The organism is Bacteroides cellulosilyticus DSM 14838, assembly GCF_000158035.1.
In the GTDB taxonomy this organism is placed as follows: Bacteria; Bacteroidota; Bacteroidia; order Bacteroidales; family Bacteroidaceae; genus Bacteroides; species Bacteroides cellulosilyticus.
The window spans coordinates 360,618-377,707 of sequence record NZ_EQ973488.1 but is presented as its reverse complement, the minus strand read 5'-3'; the positions used below and the strand labels follow the sequence as shown (position 1 = coordinate 377,707).

Here is a 17,090-nt window from a genome sequence, read left to right as displayed (position 1 = left end):
TCTCCGATGCTTCCTGTTACTCTCGGCAGGCTGACGTTTTGCAGTGCTGTGCAGCCATTGAATGTGTAGTTTCCGATATCTCCCGTCACTTCCGGCAGGCTGACGCTTTGCAGTGCTGTGCAGCCTTTGAATGTGCAGTTTCCGATGCTTCCTGTTACTCTCGGCAGGCTGACGTTTTGCAGTGCTGTGCAGCCATTGAATGTGTAGTTTCCGATATCTCCCGTCACTTCTGGCAGGCTGATGCTTTGCAGTGCTGTGCATCCCTCGAATGCTTCTTCTCCAATGCTTCCTGTTATTCCCGGCATGCTGATGCTTTCGAGGGTTGTACAGTCTCTGAACGCGTTGTCTTCAAGGTTTGCTACCCCGGTTGCCATAATGTACACCTCAGTAATATTCTTGTTTTTAATGGCTTCTTTCAGTGCTCCCATGTCAGCATCATTTATCTCCCCTGTTATCATCAGCTTGGTGCCGCTGAAACTGTTCAGTGCTGCTTCCAATCCTCCCGCTGTATTCTCTATCACTGTTACCTCCGAGTCTTCTCCGGGCTTTCCTCCCGTCGTCACCTCATCATCCCAGCTGGTAGAACTCACCGTCCATCCGCTTACTCCTGTCTTACTTACGGTCAGCGTCAGGTGCAGGCAGGTTCCGGCTTTCAGCATTAGCGCTTCGGTAGGGGTGAAACTGTAGCTTTCGTTACCGATGTTTATCTCTATCATCTTCTGCGCGGCGGCATAGTTCTGTTCCGGCAGCAGTAGGGCGTAGTGCTTCAGCGAGGTTGCCCCGTTCTTCAGCAGGGTGATGGACTTGGGGGTGCCGCTTTGCTTCTGTAGCGGCTCGTCCCCTTCGAACAGTGAAATGCTGAACTCGCAGTCGGCATTCAGCGCTTTCACGGTGGCGGATTGCAACTGGTCCGTTTTTATCTCGGTACCGGGTGCCAGTTCCACGCACAGTTGCGCCATGGCGTGCTGCAACTGGCAGGAGTAGGGCGAGACGGGCGCCACGTTTTCTTCCTGATAGGTGAGTACGTCCCAAGTGTGCCATTTGGTGGCGGCATCGGCTTCGTAGCTGTCGGGCAGGGTATAGTCTCCCACCCCTTTGTTTGTTATCCGCACGGTGTTCTTGGCCGCTCCGCTCTGCCAGTAGGCGGAGTTTCTTGTGGCTAACCAGATATTGCCGTCATCATAGTGGTATCTACCCCCTCCTTGTAAGCTTCCGCTCGTGATACCTACGTACAGATTGTCGCCTCCTTGGAAGCCCGGCCATTGCTCCAAGCCGTCCACGGGGGTATCGGCACGTGTGTCCACTCCCTGCTTTCCGTCTTTCTGCTCCGCTACCGTGACGCTGCCCAGGCTCAGGGCGACGCCTGTGCCTCTGCCTTCGTCGGCATCATCGTCAGCGTATGGCGTACAGCCTGCCAGCAGCAGGCACAGCAGTATACCCAGTGTCAGCAGTGCGGCAAGCAGGGTGCGCATACTGCTCCAGGTTTCGGATGAGAATAGATGTTTCATGGGGTGTCTCCTTTCTTTATAAATCATTATGGGGGATATAGGGGTGAACGGGGCTTGTCTTTATGGGGCTTATTGGATGTCCATTCCGGCACCGCCTGTCTTGTTCTCTTTATCCCATGCGGCTACGTTGAAGCTACCCAGCGTGACGCTCTTCTTATTTAGTTTCAGTGTGAAGTTGTAGCTCTTGTTGGCGGCGCAGGTGATATCGCCTGCGGTATCCAGCGTGTAAGTATAGGTGGTACCGTCATCGGTGGTGAAGCGGATGAGTTCTTTATCCTTGCTGAATGTCTGTCCGGGCATCACTACGGCGAACCAGTGGTTGCCGGTTTTGCGGTAAGGCTTGATGCTCTTGGCTCCTGCAACTGCGGCGTCAGCCGTTACCTTTCCGTTGTTAGGATCGAAGGTTCCACCTACAGACAGTCCGCTGGCGCTCAGTATCTCTGCACTTGCGATGGTAGGCATGTCTGTGCCATTTGTATTATATCCGTCGCCCGGTTCCACTGTGAAGTATATCTGGCTCATGCTGTGGCTCATGCCAATTTCTACGGAGGTTGTAGCCTTCATACTTGCCTTGCCGAAAAGGATATTACACTCGTTCAGCTTTGCCAGGGTGCTGTTGTCAATGCAGGTGGGAGTTGCGCTATTGTCAGTGGGAAGGTCTATGATCAGGTCATTACCGGAACCCGTGCCGAGATTGGCGCTCGTTGGGTAGTAAGCGTAGAAAGTGTGTATATACTGTGTGTCCTGCCAGTAGATGGCTTTGGCGCTGGAAACAAGAGCCCATGAGCCATTCATTTCAAAGGTGGTGGTGGCTTTGTAGGTGTTGTCCGTCAGCGATACTTCTCCGCTTTCAGTGCCTGTCTTGCTGGCGATGGTCACACTTACCTGGTCGGTGGAGGCCCATTTATCGGTTTGGCCGTCCGCGCCGGGCGTTGCCGGAGTCATTCTGGTTTGTGTAGTCACTGCTGCCTGTCCTATGCCGAAGTCTATTTCGATGGGCTTGGTGATGTCTACTACTTGGGGTTCATTCTCGTTGTTGCTGCAAGCGCTCATGGCTGTCATTGCGGTTGTCATCGTCAGGGCGATGAGCAGGTTCTTTGTTTTCATATACATTACTATAAATAAGTGAATAATTCCTTAGTTTTCTCTTTTCATTAATAGATAATTCCCGGGCTCTTCATTCCTTATATAGGGAGGATTGGCCTCCTCTCTGAAAGGAATGTGGCGAAGGTATGACAAGTAATTGGAAATAGTCCTAATTTTATATTCGCTTGTTGTCCTGATTTGTCGCACCCTTGTCCTGATTTGTCGCACCCCCTCTCAGAAGTGCTTCTGGAGGGGGTGAAATTTGTATTGTAAGGGGCCTTTTTCTTTAAGGGGAGATGAAGGAAGGATGAAAAAGTAGATGAAAGTTGGGGAGGCGGTGTCGAAATACAGGGGAAAAAGAGCTCTTTTCTCCTTCGGAACGCTCTACCTGATACAGGGGAGAAACTTCAGATTGTCTTGCTTTGCATGATTGAAATATTCCAACTACTTATCGTCTTTATCCCATCTTATCCTGCAACTCCCTGATTACATCGTTCACGATATATAGGTCGCCCATCAGATATAGCCCCGTTTCGGGGTTATGCAGACGTTCGCAAGTGTCGGACTCGTAGAAGATACCAAGGGCTTGTTCGGAAGAAACGTTGAGGCGTTCGCCCAACAACACGATGATGCGTCCTATTTTGTTCCAGAGAAGGAGGTCGCTTATCATAATTTGCCTCCTTTCTGTGAAATACCCAAGGGCAGACATTCTTTGAAGTGTAGGCATTCGTCGATGAGGTGCTGGTTGAGCAGGCACATTTGGTTATTGGGCTGATGTTGCGCCAACTGTTCAAGGGCTATTTCGGCGGGCATAGTTCCCGCTATATAGCTTTCTACCGTATCTACTACACGGTCGTTTGCTACACCTCCTTCTACAAAGTCATATTCTTGCCAGGGTCTCAGTCCTTTGCGGCTGTGTACAATAAAGTCGAGCCAATCACGGTTGTAAGTTTCGAAATGCAGGCAACGATAGGTTTGGCGGACACGTTCCATATCCAACTCATAGATATTGAGGCAGGGAGTACCTCTTAATAGGCGTAAGTTGACGATTTGTGCCCAGCGTTCGGCTTGGCTGCGAAGGGTGGTGACGTAGAAACCTTGCCCAAAGTCAAGATCAGGACGCCCATAGGATGTCAGGGGCGTTCTTACAGTGTCGGCTGCACCATGGTAGACAAGGGTGCTCATAGCTTGCCTCCTTTCATTGTTTTCCCTGCTGTTTCCCAGTTGTGCAGGGTTTCGAGGGTGGTATCGGTGATGTACTCGCGGCTTTGAGTGTGCAGCAGGTCATAGTAGGGGAGGATGTACTCCTCTATCATACCGATACGTGACATGCGGCGGTACATTTCGGTGGCGGATACGCCTTCGCGACGGGCAGCGGCTTCGATGCACGAGGCGGCGAAGATCATTCGCAGTTGTTCATCGGTCATTCGTTGCATACTTGTCATATTTCTTGTCTCCTTTCTTATTTCTTGGATTGCAAAGATAAGCCTTTCATGCTAATAACAAGCGGGAGAAGAGAGCCGTAAATGGGAAAGCGCTCGTAGAGCAAAGGAATTGGTACCGTTATTTAGTGTGAATACCTTTAATCAAAGTTATTGGTTCGCGGCGGGTATCCCATAGAGCAGTAATATATAATATATCTTTCTTCTCATCTATGTAATATATCAGTTTGAAGTGTTGATGTACTACGAGCGAACGATAAGCATGTCTCCGGTTTTCAAGTAATGATTCTATTGCTCCAAGGTGAGGGTGGGATGCAAGCATAACCAGGGATATTTCTTCTCCATATTACTAAATACCTCTTCATGCGGCATCCCGGGTATTCCGGCTTCTTCCTCCGCTTCCGCTTCGTCCATCCATGAGTTAATCTCTTCCATTGTATAAGGTGTGAGGTCTTCTTTTGTCTCTATTTCTTTCTTCTTGGCTTCTTTAGTCCTCAGTTTCCTTACGTATTCCAGCGTTTTGCGGGTCAGTTCGTCACTGTCGATAATATTGGCTATCTCTTGCAGCAGTGATTGTCTTAATTCCATTGTTGACATAATCTGTATCTCCTGTTACTTTAGTTCTTTAAAACAAGGCAAATATACGAATTGTTTCCTTAAATGTCTGTCACTTGGTGTGTTAAACTTCTTCTTCTTCTTTCAGCGTTTCCCGATACTGCATCGGTGTCATGCCGAACACCCGGCTGAAAGCTGTATAGTATGCGCTGCGGCTGTTGAAACCCGCCAGTGGGGCTATGGCGTCAATGCTGTAAGCGTCCAACTGACGGAGCAGCGATATGGAGTATTCTACCCGCAGGCGGTTGATATACCCGCTGACGTTGGTGCCGGCATATTCTTGTATGAAGGTACTCAGGCGGTTCTTGCTCAGTCCGGAAAGCCGCATCAAATCATCACGGTTCAGCTTGGGCGATAAGAAAAGCTGGTCGGCGAGCAGCGCATTCTCCATACTAATGAAGCGATGGCGGTCTTCCTCGTTGAGATCTTCCTGCCTTTTCCTGCTTACAATGAATTCGGCTTCCTCATCTTCCAGGTTGTCTGTCTCTTTATCCTCCCGATTCTTTATATTATCGTCAACTAGTCCCGGTGTCTCCTTGTTGGCTTTCTCTTTCCCGGCATAAGCTCTTCTCAGTTCTTCCCTTTGAACCAGCAACTCATCTATCTGCCGGGCGGCAATGCGATTGCGCTGGCGTGTCTTGCGCAGGTTCGTTTGCTTCTCCCATAGCAGCAGGGCGAACAGAATAGCCACAAGGCAGGCTGCCGCGAAGTAAATACGTTGACGCGTCAACTTGGCTCCCTTTTCCTGTAACTGCATGTCTTTCTCTTTCGTCTGGTAGATGACGGCAAATTCTTGTGCCTGGCTTTGCTTCTCGCGGGAGTAAATGCTATCCGTCAGTACGGTGGCGCGCAATTGGTAAGCATCGGCAAGAACGGGTTTCTTCAGTCCCCGGTAGATACGGGCATAGCGGTCCAGCAGCACCAGATAGTCGTATCCTACACTATCTCTGCTTGCAAAGAGTTGCTTCCACTGATTATTGCATTCCAGCGCTTTCTCATATTGTCCGGATAGAAGGAGGTAAGGCACTATTTCGTTTACCCCCATCGGCTGCCGCGCAAACTGCGTGGACCGGAACCTGTTGTAAGTTTCGGTAGCCTCTTGAGGTCGTCCGGCTTTCTGATAGTAGTAGGCCAACTTGGAGTAAAGGTAGCCGTATTGTTGGTCAATGTATCCCGGTGGTGGCCCGGACATCCCGCTCATGCGTTGGATAAGGGCGGTACGTAGCTTGGATATCCGGATAGCTTCCTCATTCTGCCCGTCTTCATCGTAAAAGGAAGAGAGGTCACCGTAGGAAGTGGAGAGACGGGCCATTTCACGCACGTCATTCGTCTCTTCCAGCAGTTTGACGGAACGGAGCATATAGTTGTACCCTTCCGATAGGTTCTTCATTCCCCGGTGCATGCGTCCCAAGGTGAAGAGCAGTTCGCTTTCCGCAACTTTCAGCTTTAGCTGCCGTGCCAGTGCGAGGGCCTCGGTGGTGACGCTAATTCCTTCTCCGTATTTATTCAGCCGGTCGAGAGTGGTGGCAAGCCGCACGAGTACTTGTAGTTTACGCGATGGAACTTTTTGTACGGAGTCGTATTGCAGGGCACGCTGCATGTATTGTGCCTTCAGGGCGTACATTCCTTGGCTTTCGTATACCATGCCGCGCAGAATGTCGATGCGGAACAAGGGCATATCGGGAAGGTGGCGTGCTTCAGCTTCGTTCAGTAAGTGGAGGGCGCTGTCGGGTGCGGAATAGTAGATTTTGAGGATTTGTTTCTCGGTCAACAAGCTGTCCGGCGTGGAATCTGCCGCAATTGTCCATGCGGGAAACAGAAACAGAACGCACACTGAGATAAGGAATAGTGTGCGGAATTCACAAGTAATATGCATTTTTATAGTTCTTTTGTTCCGGCAAATATAGGTAATTATTGAATAATAATTGCTCACATTTCTTTATAATCTACCCGGAATAATGTACATTTGCCCGACAAATTATTTATCGACCTATATGAAACATACTATATTATCCCTTATACTTCTGGCATGGGGAGTGCAGGCTTATCCGCAAACAACGGAGAATGTGCCTTCCGATGCTGCCTTTACTCCTCCTTTTGATTTTCCCATTACTTTCTCCGGAAACTTCGGTGAGATACGTGCCAACCACTTTCATGGCGGACTGGATTTCAAAACCGGAGGAACCATCGGCAAACCGGTACATGCCCTGGCTGAAGGATATATTTCGCGTATTCGCGTCACTCATGGTTCGGGATATGTGCTCGATGTAGCTTATAATAACGGATATAAAACCATCAACCGGCATCTCAGTGCTTTTGTGGGTGATGTGGCCCGCCGTGTGGAAGACCTGCAATATGAAAAGGAATCATGGGAAGTGGAGATTACTCCCGAACCGGGTGAATATCCGGTGAAGGCAGGGCAGGTGATCGCTCTGAGTGGTAATACTGGTTATTCTTTCGGGCCACACCTGCATCTGGATATGTTTGAGGCGGATACGGACGATTATATCGACCCGTTGCCCTTCTTTAAGAAGAAAGTGAAAGATAATACGGCTCCCCGTGCCGAAGGCATTATGCTTTTTCCTCAACCGGGCAGGGGAGTAGTAGACGGAAACCAGAAGCATCAGGCGTTTCCGCTTACCCCAAAACAACCTATTACTGCTTGGGGATTGGTAGGTTCCGCTATCCGTGCCTATGATTATATGGACGGGGTGAGCAATCGTTACGGAGTACATACTGTTATTCTGGAAGTAGATAGTGTGGAAGTGTTTCGTAGTGTGGTAGACCGTTTCTCGGAATATGAAAACCGGATGATTAATTCGTGGACATACGGTCAATATATGAAGTCGTTCATCGAGCCAGGAAATACATTACGTATGCTGCATGCTCTCAATGGAAACCGGGGACTGGTTGATATTAATGAAGAGCGTCCCTACCGCTTCGTTTATACACTGAAAGATGCGCTGGGAAATACTTCCAAAGTACGTTTTACGATACATGGAAAGCGTGCGGAAATAAAACCTGTGGAGCACCGGGAGAAGTACATTTTTCACTGGAATAAAGTAAATATCCTGCAAGAGCCCGGTTTGAATCTGGTTATCCCCCGAGGAATGCTCTATGATGACGCATATCTGAATTATGCCGTGCGGGCTGACAGTGGAGACATTGCTTTTACCTATCAGTTGAACGATACCCGTATACCTTTGCATGGACGTTGCGAATTAACTATCGGATTGCGCCGCCGTCCATTGGAAGATATGACGAAATATTATGTAGCAAGTGTGAGTAATCGTGGAAAGAAATATAGTATAGGTGGCAAGTATGAAGACGGATTCATGAAGACGATGATCCGTGAACTGGGCACTTATACTGTTGCCATTGATACCGTACCGCCCCAAATCACTCCGCTCAATCCAAAACAATGGGGGAGCGCGGGACGCATCACTTTCAAGGCAAAAGATGGAGAAACCGGTATCAGTAGCTACCGGGGAACCATAGACGGAAAATATGCTTTGTTTGGCAAGCCCAATTCCATCAGTGGAAATCTGGTTTGCGAACTCGATCCGAAACATGTGAAGAAAGGGGGGCGGCATGTTGTGGAGATGACCGTAACGGATGGTTGCGGTAATCAGACGACGGAGCGATTTGAGTTTGTCTGGTAATGGAATATATTAATCGATAATTAAAATAACTGAAGTATGAAAAGTAAAAGACTGACTCTTTCCGTCTTATGTATGGTGGCAGCCGTAGCGCATGCGTTGGCTTGTACCAATCTTATTGTAGGTAAAAATGCCTCTACTGACGGTTCTACCATCGTTTCCTATTCTGCCGATTCCTACGGGTTGTTCGGTGAGTTATACCATTATCCTGCCGGCGTACATAAGAAAGGTACTCTGATGGATGTACACGAGTGGGATACCGGTAAATATCTGGGCCAGATAGAGCAGGCTCGTCAGACTTACAATGTTATTGGTAACATTAACGAATTCCAGCTTACCATTGCCGAGACCACTTTCGGTGGTCGTCCGGAATTGGTAGATACTACCGGTATCATCGATTATGGCAGTCTGATTTATTTGGGACTGCAACGTGCCCGTACGGCCCGCGAAGCTATCAAGGTGATGACTGATCTTGTGCAGGAATATGGTTATTACAGCAGTGGGGAATCTTTCACGATTGCCGATCCTAACGAAATCTGGATTATGGAAATGATAGGTAAAGGTCCTGGTGTACGTGGTGCCGTATGGGTGGCCGTACGCATTCCGGATGATTGCATCTCGGCTCATGCCAACCAGTCCCGTATCCACCAGTTCGATATGAATGATAAGAATAACTGCCTCTATTCTTCCGATGTGATTTCTTTCGCTCGTGAAAAAGGCTACTTCACTGGTGTGAATAAGGATTTCAGCTTTGCTGATGCGTATGCTCCTCTGGATTTCGGTGCGCGTCGCTATTGCGAAGCCCGCGTATGGAGCTATTTCAATATGTTTACCGATCGTGGTGAGGAGTTTCTGCCATACATAGAAGGTAAGACTAATCAACCCATGCCGCTCTATTTGAAGGCAAACCGCAAAATCTCCGTACAAGATGTGAAGAATGCCATGCGCGACCATTACGAAGGTACTCCGCTGGATATCAGCAAGGATTTCGGTGCAGGTCCTTATCACACTCCCTATCGTCTTTCTCCGCTTTCTTTTAAAGTGAATGGTCAGGAATATTTTAACGAACGTCCTATTTCTACCCAGCAGTCCGGTTTTGTTTTCGTATCTCAGATGCGTTCTACCATGCCCGATGCTATCGGTGGTGTGCTCTGGTTCGGTACGGATGATGCTAATATGACAGTGTTCACACCTGTATATTGCTGTACCGATAAAGTGCCTGTATGCTACTCTCGCGTAGATGGCGCCGACTATATTACTTTCTCTTGGAATTCTTCTTTCTGGATCTTCAACTGGGTGGCGAATATGGTTTATCCCCGTTACGATCTGATGATTGGAGATGTACGTGCAAGCCAGTCGGAGATGGAAACCACTTTCAATGATGCACAGGAAGGAATCGAATCAGCTGCATCCAAGCTGTATTCCAAAGATCCTGCCCGGGCAAAAGAGTTTCTGACTAACTACACGAATATGACTGCACAGAGTACGCTCGATACCTGGAAACGTCTCGGCGAATTCCTTATCGTAAAATACAACGATGGTGTGGTGAAACGTATGAAAGACGGTAAGTTCGAACGTAATTCCATCGGTCAGCCGGCTGGTGTGATACGTCCCGGATATCCGAAAGAATTCCTTGAAGAATACGTAAAACAAACCGGTGATCGCTATAAGATGCCGGAATAATACAGTGTAAATCTTTAATGAAAATGTAGGAAATTTGAACTTATTCGCCTACATTTGTGTCTTGTAAATAACAGATATATTTTAACCTCTAAAATAACAATGATTATATGGAAAATCAGGAACTTATCAAACAGGTAACTGAGAAAGCCCAGAGATGGCTCACCCCGGCTTATGATGCCGAAACTCAGGCGGAAGTGAAACGCATGTTGGAGAATGAAGATAAAACCGAATTGATAGATTGCTTTTATAAGGATTTGGAGTTCGGAACGGGTGGCTTGCGCGGTATAATGGGCGCAGGAACTAACCGTATGAATATTTACACGGTAGGTGCAGCTACACAGGGCCTTTCCAACTATCTGAACAAATGCTTCAAGGATAAAGAACAGATTTCTGTAGTGGTAGGTTATGACTGCCGTAACAATAGTGACAAGTTTGCCCGGATTTCTGCAGATATCTTCTCTGCAAACGGTATCAAGGTATATCTCTTCGACGATTTGCGTCCTACACCGGAAGTTTCTTTTGCTATCCGTCACTTTGGTTGCCAGAGTGGTATCAATATCACAGCAAGTCATAATCCGAGAGAATATAATGGTTATAAGGCTTATTGGGATGATGGTGCACAAGTACTTGCTCCGCACGATACCGCTATCATTGACGAAGTAAATAAGGTGACTGTTGATGATATCAAGTTTGAAGGTAACAAAGAGTTGATTCAGATCATTGGTGCTGATGTAGATAAGGTTTATCTGGATATGGTTCATTCTATTTCTATAGATCCGGAAGTTATCAAGCGTCAGAAAGATCTCAGCATTGTTTATACTCCTCTGCATGGTGCAGGTCGTGTGCTGATTCCTTCTTCTCTGAAGGAATGGGGATTTGAGAATGTGAATTGTGTACCCGAGCAGATGGTGAAGGATGGTAATTTCCCGACAGTGGTATCTCCGAACCCTGAAAATGCTGAGGCGCTTTCTATGGCTATCGCATTGGCGAAGAAGATCGATGCTGATATTGTAATGGCCAGTGACCCGGATGCCGACCGTGTAGGTATGGCTTGCAAAGATGATAAAGGTGAGTGGGTGCTTATCAATGGTAACCAGACTTGTCTGATCTTCTTATATTACATTATCAAGAATCGTATTGCAATGGGTAAGATGCAGCCGAATGACTTTATTGTGAAGACCATTGTAACTACTGAACTGATTAAAGCTGTTGCTGATAAGAATAAGATTGAAATGCGTGATTGCTACACCGGTTTCAAATGGATTGCACGTGAAATCCGTTTGAGCGAAGGCAAGCAGCAATATATTGGTGGCGGTGAAGAAAGCTACGGCTTCCTGGCAGAAGACTTTGTTCGTGATAAAGATGCCGTTTCTGCTTGTTCATTGTTGGCTGAGATCTGCGCCTGGGCTAAGGATCAAGGCAAGACGCTGTATGATGTGCTGATGGATATCTATGTAGAGTATGGTTTCTCTAAAGAAACGACTGTAAACGTAGTGAAACCCGGTAAGAGCGGTGCGGATGAAATCAAAGCCATGATGGATAACTTCCGTGCTAACCCACCGAAGGAAATTGGAAGTTCACCTGTCAAATTGATCAAGGATTATAAGGCATTGAAGATGATCGATGCTCAGGGAAATGCTGTTGATCTGGATATGCCGGAGACTTCAAATGTTCTTCAGTATTTCACGGAAGACGGTACAAAGATTTCTGTTCGTCCGTCGGGTACAGAACCGAAAATCAAGTTCTATATCGAGGTGAAGGGCGAAATGGGTTGCCCGAAATGCTACGCCAGTGCTGATGCTGAAGCAGAAGAAAAAGTGGTGGCAGTACGTAAATCACTCGGCATCTGAGAAAGATAAACTGCTGTAAGGCAGAAGGAAAGGTGTAATCCTGCGAAGGGTTGCACCTTTTTTGTTTTTTATCCGTTAGCGTGGACATTCTTTCCGTTTTAAGGTTCTTTTGCTTTCTTTAAGTCAACTCTGAAATCATTCTCTGTTAAATGCCGTTTTATATGCAACGTATAAACCTAACCTAAACCTTAGTAATATCCATCAGGATGATAAAAGGGGATTTTGGCAACTAGTGGCGTAAGAGCGTTTTCAATAGTGAAAGCATCGGTTGAGATAAATTGCTACTATCCTCTTTTTTTCTGATGGATATATTTTAGAATTACTTGATGAAGGTCGAATGACCGGGAGATGAGAAAATATACAGATTGCGGTTGCATGCTAATTGGTTGATGTGAATGAGAGTCGTTTCATTCGTAGTTGTTCGTTTGTTGAATGCATGTCCTCCGCAATCTGTTTTTATTTGAATGATTTCCGTCTTTTAATTATTGCTTAGCCACCAGTCTATCATTTTTCGTGCTATGCTCAGTTTTCGTGGAATTTCCGGCATATTTTCTTTTGAATAGAATGCTCCGGCACTGAGCTCGTCTTTCTGTAACTTGATTTCCCCACTTTCATAATCAGCAATGAAGCCTACCATCAGTCCGCTGGGATAGGGCCAGGGCTGGTTGCCGAAATAAGTGATATTCTTCACTCGTAATCCGGTTTCTTCCATCACTTCGCGTTGTACGCATTGTTCCAGAGTTTCTCCTGCTTCGAGGAAACCGGCTACCAAACCATAGAATGTTCCGCGGAAATTGCGGGCATGTACCAGCAAGATTTCTTCCCCGCGGCGTATTAGTACAATGATAGCTGTAGAAATAGGTGGATATATTTCGTAAGCACACGAAGGGCACTTTTTCATGATAGGGGTCTTATGTTCCGTAGGCATACCACACGCGGGACAAAAACGGCTATGCTGATCCCAATACAGTATCTGATATGCTTTTCCGGCAGCTTTATATTCGTCCAGAGTGATGTATTCGTAGGAACCCCGGAGGTTGACCATAACCCATTCTTCAGTTTCAGTAACGAGCTGTTCAATGGCGAATGCATGTACCATTTCATCCGTGGGCAGAAAGACTTCATGGATCGTACTACCTGAGCCGGGGGCCAACGGTGGTTCTGTACCATAAGGTACACTGTATTTAATCTCTCCTTTTTCTGTTTTCTCTTTTTTCAGCAACAGTTGGTCTTTGAAAAAGATGAACCACTGTGTAGGGCCCTGTTTTTTACTATTCTTCATTCCTGATAAAATATCTGTTTAAAAGATTATATATTAGCTATATTTTTTCAATACAGCCATTAATTTAGCCCGGTCTATGGGTTTAACAAGATACTCGTTGCATCCTGCATCCATAGCAGTTAGGCGGTCATTCTCAAAAACGTGTGCAGTTAATGCTATAATGGGTAATTCTGTATTGAATTTACGGATTTCAGCTGTAGCTGTCAGTCCGTCCATAACAGGCATCTTCATATCCATGAGTAGCAGATCTATGTGACGTTTATGTAGTATTTCTATGGCTTCCTGACCGTTGGCGGCATGCACCAGATTAAAACGTTTCCGCAACAAAGCTGACACTAACTGGTAATTGCTTTGAATATCCTCGGCAACCAGGATTGTTTTACGTCCGGGAGTATTGCTTGACGAGGTTCCGGCAACTATATCTTTTTTATCTGATGAGGTTACCCTTTCTGTTCTTTGCTGAGTAATTTCGGATGGTATTTCCACTTCACAAGGTAACAGTGCCCAGAACAATGAGCCTTTACCGTATTCTGATTCAAATCCTACATTACCTCCCATTGCTTCCGCAATTGCTTTACAAATAGATAGTCCCAAACCTGTACCTTGTGCAAATTCGTCTAATTTCTCAAACCGGTGGAATACTTTGTTTTTCTTTTCGTCCGGTATGCCGATTCCCGAATCTTTTACATAAAAATAGATTCCCTCTTCTCTGTATTCATAGCCCATTTCAATAGTTCCTTCCGTGGTATATTTAATGGCGTTGGTTACATAGTTGGTAATGATTTGTGCAACGCGATTACGGTCGAGAGTAACTAAACAGTGTTGGTAAGGATTGACAGCTACTATTTGTATTTTGGGGTTTGTGGCCCTTTGCTTCATAGAAGCAAACATGGAGTTGAAATAGTCCGTCAGGTCGAATTCTTCATATTTCAATTCTACAGAGCCGGCTTCCAGTTTGGACAAATCAAGAATATCGCTGATCAATTTCAGTAACATTTCATTGTTATTATTAATAATCTGCATGTAATCCTCCTTCTCTTCATCGCTTGCATACATCATCAGTCCGGAGAAACCGACGATGGCATTCAGCGGGGTACGGATTTCATGACTCATGTTAGCTAAGAAAGCGGATTTGAGTTTGTCTGATTGTTCAGCATGCATCTTTGCTATCTGCAATTCCTTAATCATCTCTTCACGTTCGGTCACATCGTCTACACGGATGACAATGCCATCAGCTGTACCGTCTTCAAGAAAAACTGGAGTTCCATATACTTCGACGACGTGTGCATTATCAAGTTTAAATTTGATGAGTTCTGTCTGACGGGATTGGAAAGCACGTGATAATATACACTCCTCGCACGGTGAAGTTCGGTTGTGGGCACTTTTATAGCAAAGTTCACCTTGCTTGTAGGCTTCGAAAGACAAGCTTTTTGAGCAGGAGGAGACATTTTCCCACTGTACGCGATAGTCTCGGGTGATGTATGCTAAGCCGGAATTGGTATTGTTGAGTACTAATTCATTCAAGGTAACCAATTTCTTCAGTTCTTCTTTATTTTTGAGTAATGTCAGTTCTGCTTGTTTGTGTGCATCTATGCAGATGGTCATGCCAAACATATATTTATAGGGAGCATCATTCAGGGTACTTGTTTCCAGCATGCCACGGGTTTGCCACCATTGATAAACTCCGTCACCGTTTAAATCGAGTTGGTATTCCAATTCCCAAATACCATTATCCTGTTCAACAACGGCTTGCAGGGAATCATGGAATTTTTGTTTGTCATCAGGATGCACACAACTCAGAAATTTCTCCACCGAACAGATCTCAGAAGCCTTTTTGGTAACTTCATTGAACCCTTCGCCAAAACTTATCCTGTTTTTGTCCGGTTCAAAGAACCAAGTAAAGGCATTCATAGCTCCCAGAGTGATTGAAAGAATCTGTGCGCGACGTTTAAGTTCATTTTGCAGACTTTGATCCCAACGGGTATTCAGTAGTAAACGTTTTCCATCATCTTCGATAACGCTCTTGCGCACGATTGTATCATAACTGCGCCCGTCTTTCAGGTTTACACGCTCTAGTCCCAGATAAGGACTACCGCTATTGAAGACCTCAAGATCTGTTTTTTGAATACGTGCCACTTGTTCTTCATCCATGACATCGTATGTTGTCGTATCTTCGCTCGTACCGAACATACGTTTACTTTCTTCATTGCAGAATATATAACGGAAGTTATCTTCTACATCTTTTATATGGATGGAGAGCGGAATATTATTCAATATCTTATCCAGAAGCTGCTTCTTTTTATGGATATCTGTATTGTTTTTGCGAGTACCCACGTATTTAAGTACCTGTCCGCTTTCGCTATAAGAGTAGGGGGAGCCGTTGACGAAGCAATATTGCCATTCGGAAGAACCGAATAACTTGATGCGTCCTTCGAATGTGAACGAGAAGTCTTTACCGCTATTCATTCTCTGCATGATGCTGACCATTTCTTTACGGTCTTCAGGATGAATCGTTTCTAAATAAAGATCTATTGACAGGGGACGTGATTTGTCATATCCGTTCAGAGGCTCATTGTCACTAAAAAATAGCCGGGAGTTGACATCAAACTCCCAAAGCATGATATCTGCTGTTTTTATGGCTATCTCTGTCTTCAGACGGCTTTGGCGGAGCATCTCTTCTTTCTCCAAAGACTCTGTGATGTCTTCCATGATGATAACATAACTTGCCAATTCCCCGTTTGGGTTACGAATGGGTTGCCCATTACATTCCAGGTAACGAATGCCGGTATATACGGTAGTGATGTAACCGTCTACTTTTCCAAAATCATACGGAAAGGAGGTGGATATGGGTAATCCTGCTTTTATTGCATTTTTAATTTCGTCGGTCACTACCGGACTGTCGTATATGTTTGGATGACTTTCTGCCATCTCTTCCATATCTGTCCCAAATATGCGGCAGAAACGTTCGTTGAAATACAATATCTTTCCTTTAGCGTTATAGACAGCTACTGCTACCGGAAGTGAGTTGAGGATAGTCATGCTCTGGTTATAAAGACTATCATATTGCTGCTGTAGTTTAACATGTTCGGCAATATCGTTTGCTAGTGAGTGCTTCTGTTCTTTTTCCATGCGTTTGAGCTGTTATTTGTCTAAGTTCGTAAATACACACATAAAGATGCATCTATACAAGTAAAAAAATACTGGCTAAGGATTCTTAATTGAGAAAGGCTATGCATGCCGCTGCGTTAGCTGCATGAATCATTCTACAACGGATAAATCCGTCTTGTATAAACAAATGCTGCATGATGACATGCTGCATAGCTGAATTAGAAAGCTGGCTGAGACGATTTTCTATCATACTCTGTTGCTATTACTTGAAATAATTTATTTCAAGGCGCAAACATATATAAAAAAAAATCATTTTCAGTCTTTCTCTCAGCAGAAAAAAAACGAAGATTATCGTGATATTTTTTGGTATGCAATCCTGGGCGTCCCATTTGAGACATAAACCGTCCCACAACGGATAAATTCGTTTCGCGCAAGGAGATTTTGCATGATGATATTGTCTTTATGTGTGTCCGCACGTAAGCTTGGATATTGCTTGGTGCACCAATTTAAACAGATATCGCCAATGCCTTTGTAACTTCCGTCAGAAGCGATGCGGTGAATTACATGATAGGGATCATCATTCAGCCAAGCTCCATCTTCGATAATGGCATAAAAAGGGTCAGGACTCGGAACGAAACAAAATGTTCCAACGATTTTTCCGTGCTCATCTTCGCATACATAACAATGTCCGTCGGTGATTTCTTTGGCAATAAGTTCACGCTGTGGGTAGCCATTGATCCACTGGTTTCCGTTTCCTACAGATGCCATAAATTTGCGGGCATGATCGAATATCTCCATCAGGCGGTCTAAGTCTGAAAGCTGGCTGGGACGAATTTGTATCATATCTGTAAACCTGT

General features: G+C 45.7%; 14 protein-coding genes. 3 read left to right on the top strand and 11 right to left on the bottom strand.

Annotated elements, in window-relative coordinates:
* From BACCELL_RS25665 to BACCELL_RS02850, 7 genes are all read right to left on the bottom strand, one after another.
* Nucleotides 1-1,508: leucine-rich repeat protein (locus BACCELL_RS25665; RefSeq protein WP_169309593.1), on the bottom strand; the 1,508-nt coding region annotated here is incomplete at its 3' end.
* Nucleotides 1,509-1,577: 69 nt separating this feature from the next.
* A complete protein-coding gene (locus tag BACCELL_RS02875; RefSeq protein ID WP_157133866.1) occupies nt 1,578-2,615 on the bottom strand; it encodes a fimbrillin family protein in 1,038 nt (345 codons plus the stop codon).
* A 436-nt stretch (nt 2,616-3,051) separates the two neighbouring features.
* A complete protein-coding gene (locus BACCELL_RS02870) occupies nt 3,052-3,264 on the bottom strand; it encodes a DUF3791 domain-containing protein (protein WP_007210026.1) in 213 nt (70 codons plus the stop codon).
* Complete coding sequence (locus BACCELL_RS02865; protein ID WP_007210025.1) at nt 3,261-3,779, bottom strand: DUF3990 domain-containing protein; 519 nt, start codon at nt 3,777-3,779, stop codon at nt 3,261-3,263. Before BACCELL_RS02865 ends, BACCELL_RS02870 begins: the two co-directional genes overlap by 4 nt.
* The gene (locus BACCELL_RS02860; protein ID WP_007210024.1) at nt 3,776-4,039 is read right to left on the bottom strand and encodes a DUF3791 domain-containing protein; all 264 of its coding nucleotides are present in this window, start codon (nt 4,037-4,039) and stop codon (nt 3,776-3,778) included. The genes BACCELL_RS02865 and BACCELL_RS02860 overlap by 4 nt, the downstream gene beginning before the upstream one ends.
* 285 nt (nt 4,040-4,324) lie before the next feature.
* On the bottom strand, nt 4,325-4,624 hold the full coding sequence (locus BACCELL_RS02855; protein WP_007210023.1) for a hypothetical protein: 300 nt from the start codon (nt 4,622-4,624) through the stop codon (nt 4,325-4,327).
* A 91-nt stretch (nt 4,625-4,715) separates the two neighbouring features.
* Nucleotides 4,716-6,527 (bottom strand): helix-turn-helix domain-containing protein, encoded by a 1,812-nt coding sequence (locus BACCELL_RS02850; RefSeq protein WP_007210022.1) that lies wholly within the window; start codon nt 6,525-6,527, stop codon nt 4,716-4,718.
* A 118-nt stretch (nt 6,528-6,645) separates the two neighbouring features.
* Here BACCELL_RS02850 and BACCELL_RS02845 point away from each other — a divergent pair, with 118 nt between their 5' ends.
* The 3 genes from BACCELL_RS02845 to BACCELL_RS02835 all read left to right on the top strand — a co-directional run bounded on the left by BACCELL_RS02845 (nt 6,646) and on the right by BACCELL_RS02835 (nt 11,843).
* Nucleotides 6,646-8,313, top strand: coding sequence for a M23 family metallopeptidase (locus BACCELL_RS02845; RefSeq protein WP_007210021.1), 1,668 nt, complete (start codon nt 6,646-6,648; stop codon nt 8,311-8,313).
* 36 nt (nt 8,314-8,349) lie between these two features.
* Nucleotides 8,350-9,993 carry a C69 family dipeptidase gene (locus tag BACCELL_RS02840; RefSeq protein ID WP_007216372.1) on the top strand — a complete coding sequence of 548 codons (1,644 nt, stop codon included), beginning with the start codon at nt 8,350-8,352 and terminating at the stop codon, nt 9,991-9,993.
* 107 nt (nt 9,994-10,100) lie between these two features.
* Nucleotides 10,101-11,843, top strand: coding sequence for a phospho-sugar mutase (locus tag BACCELL_RS02835; protein ID WP_007210019.1), 1,743 nt, complete (start codon nt 10,101-10,103; stop codon nt 11,841-11,843).
* Between the two features lie 478 nt (nt 11,844-12,321).
* Here BACCELL_RS02835 and nudC read toward each other — a convergent pair whose 3' ends face one another.
* The 4 genes from nudC to BACCELL_RS02820 all read right to left on the bottom strand — a co-directional run bounded on the left by nudC (nt 12,322) and on the right by BACCELL_RS02820 (nt 17,076).
* Nucleotides 12,322-13,125, bottom strand: coding sequence for an NAD(+) diphosphatase (gene nudC / locus BACCELL_RS02830; protein ID WP_007210018.1), 804 nt, complete (start codon nt 13,123-13,125; stop codon nt 12,322-12,324).
* A 33-nt stretch (nt 13,126-13,158) separates the two neighbouring features.
* A complete protein-coding gene (locus BACCELL_RS02825; protein WP_007210017.1) occupies nt 13,159-16,254 on the bottom strand; it encodes a response regulator in 3,096 nt (1,031 codons plus the stop codon).
* 85 nt (nt 16,255-16,339) lie between these two features.
* Entirely contained in the window at nt 16,340-16,483 is a 144-nt protein-coding gene (locus BACCELL_RS26770) for a hypothetical protein (protein ID WP_007210016.1), read from the bottom strand.
* A gap of 98 nt (nt 16,484-16,581) precedes the next feature.
* Nucleotides 16,582-17,076 (bottom strand): GNAT family N-acetyltransferase, encoded by a 495-nt coding sequence (locus BACCELL_RS02820; protein WP_007210015.1) that lies wholly within the window; start codon nt 17,074-17,076, stop codon nt 16,582-16,584.
* Nucleotides 17,077-17,090: the final 14 nt, after the last annotated feature.

Coding starts and splice junctions, on each gene's coding strand:
- BACCELL_RS02875 (WP_157133866.1), bottom strand. CDS start 2,615: ATGAAAACAAAGAACCTGCTCATCGCCCTGACGATGACAACCGCAATG.
- BACCELL_RS02870 (WP_007210026.1), bottom strand. CDS start 3,264: ATGATAAGCGACCTCCTTCTCTGGAACAAAATAGGACGCATCATCGTG.
- BACCELL_RS02865 (WP_007210025.1), bottom strand. CDS start 3,779: ATGAGCACCCTTGTCTACCATGGTGCAGCCGACACTGTAAGAACGCCC.
- BACCELL_RS02860 (WP_007210024.1), bottom strand. CDS start 4,039: ATGACAAGTATGCAACGAATGACCGATGAACAACTGCGAATGATCTTC.
- BACCELL_RS02855 (WP_007210023.1), bottom strand. CDS start 4,624: ATGGAATTAAGACAATCACTGCTGCAAGAGATAGCCAATATTATCGAC.
- BACCELL_RS02850 (WP_007210022.1), bottom strand. CDS start 6,527: ATGCATATTACTTGTGAATTCCGCACACTATTCCTTATCTCAGTGTGC.
- BACCELL_RS02845 (WP_007210021.1), top strand. CDS start 6,646: ATGAAACATACTATATTATCCCTTATACTTCTGGCATGGGGAGTGCAG.
- BACCELL_RS02840 (WP_007216372.1), top strand. CDS start 8,350: ATGAAAAGTAAAAGACTGACTCTTTCCGTCTTATGTATGGTGGCAGCC.
- BACCELL_RS02835 (WP_007210019.1), top strand. CDS start 10,101: ATGGAAAATCAGGAACTTATCAAACAGGTAACTGAGAAAGCCCAGAGA.
- nudC (WP_007210018.1), bottom strand. CDS start 13,125: ATGAAGAATAGTAAAAAACAGGGCCCTACACAGTGGTTCATCTTTTTC.
- BACCELL_RS02825 (WP_007210017.1), bottom strand. CDS start 16,254: ATGGAAAAAGAACAGAAGCACTCACTAGCAAACGATATTGCCGAACAT.
- BACCELL_RS26770 (WP_007210016.1), bottom strand. CDS start 16,483: ATGATAGAAAATCGTCTCAGCCAGCTTTCTAATTCAGCTATGCAGCAT.
- BACCELL_RS02820 (WP_007210015.1), bottom strand. CDS start 17,076: ATGATACAAATTCGTCCCAGCCAGCTTTCAGACTTAGACCGCCTGATG.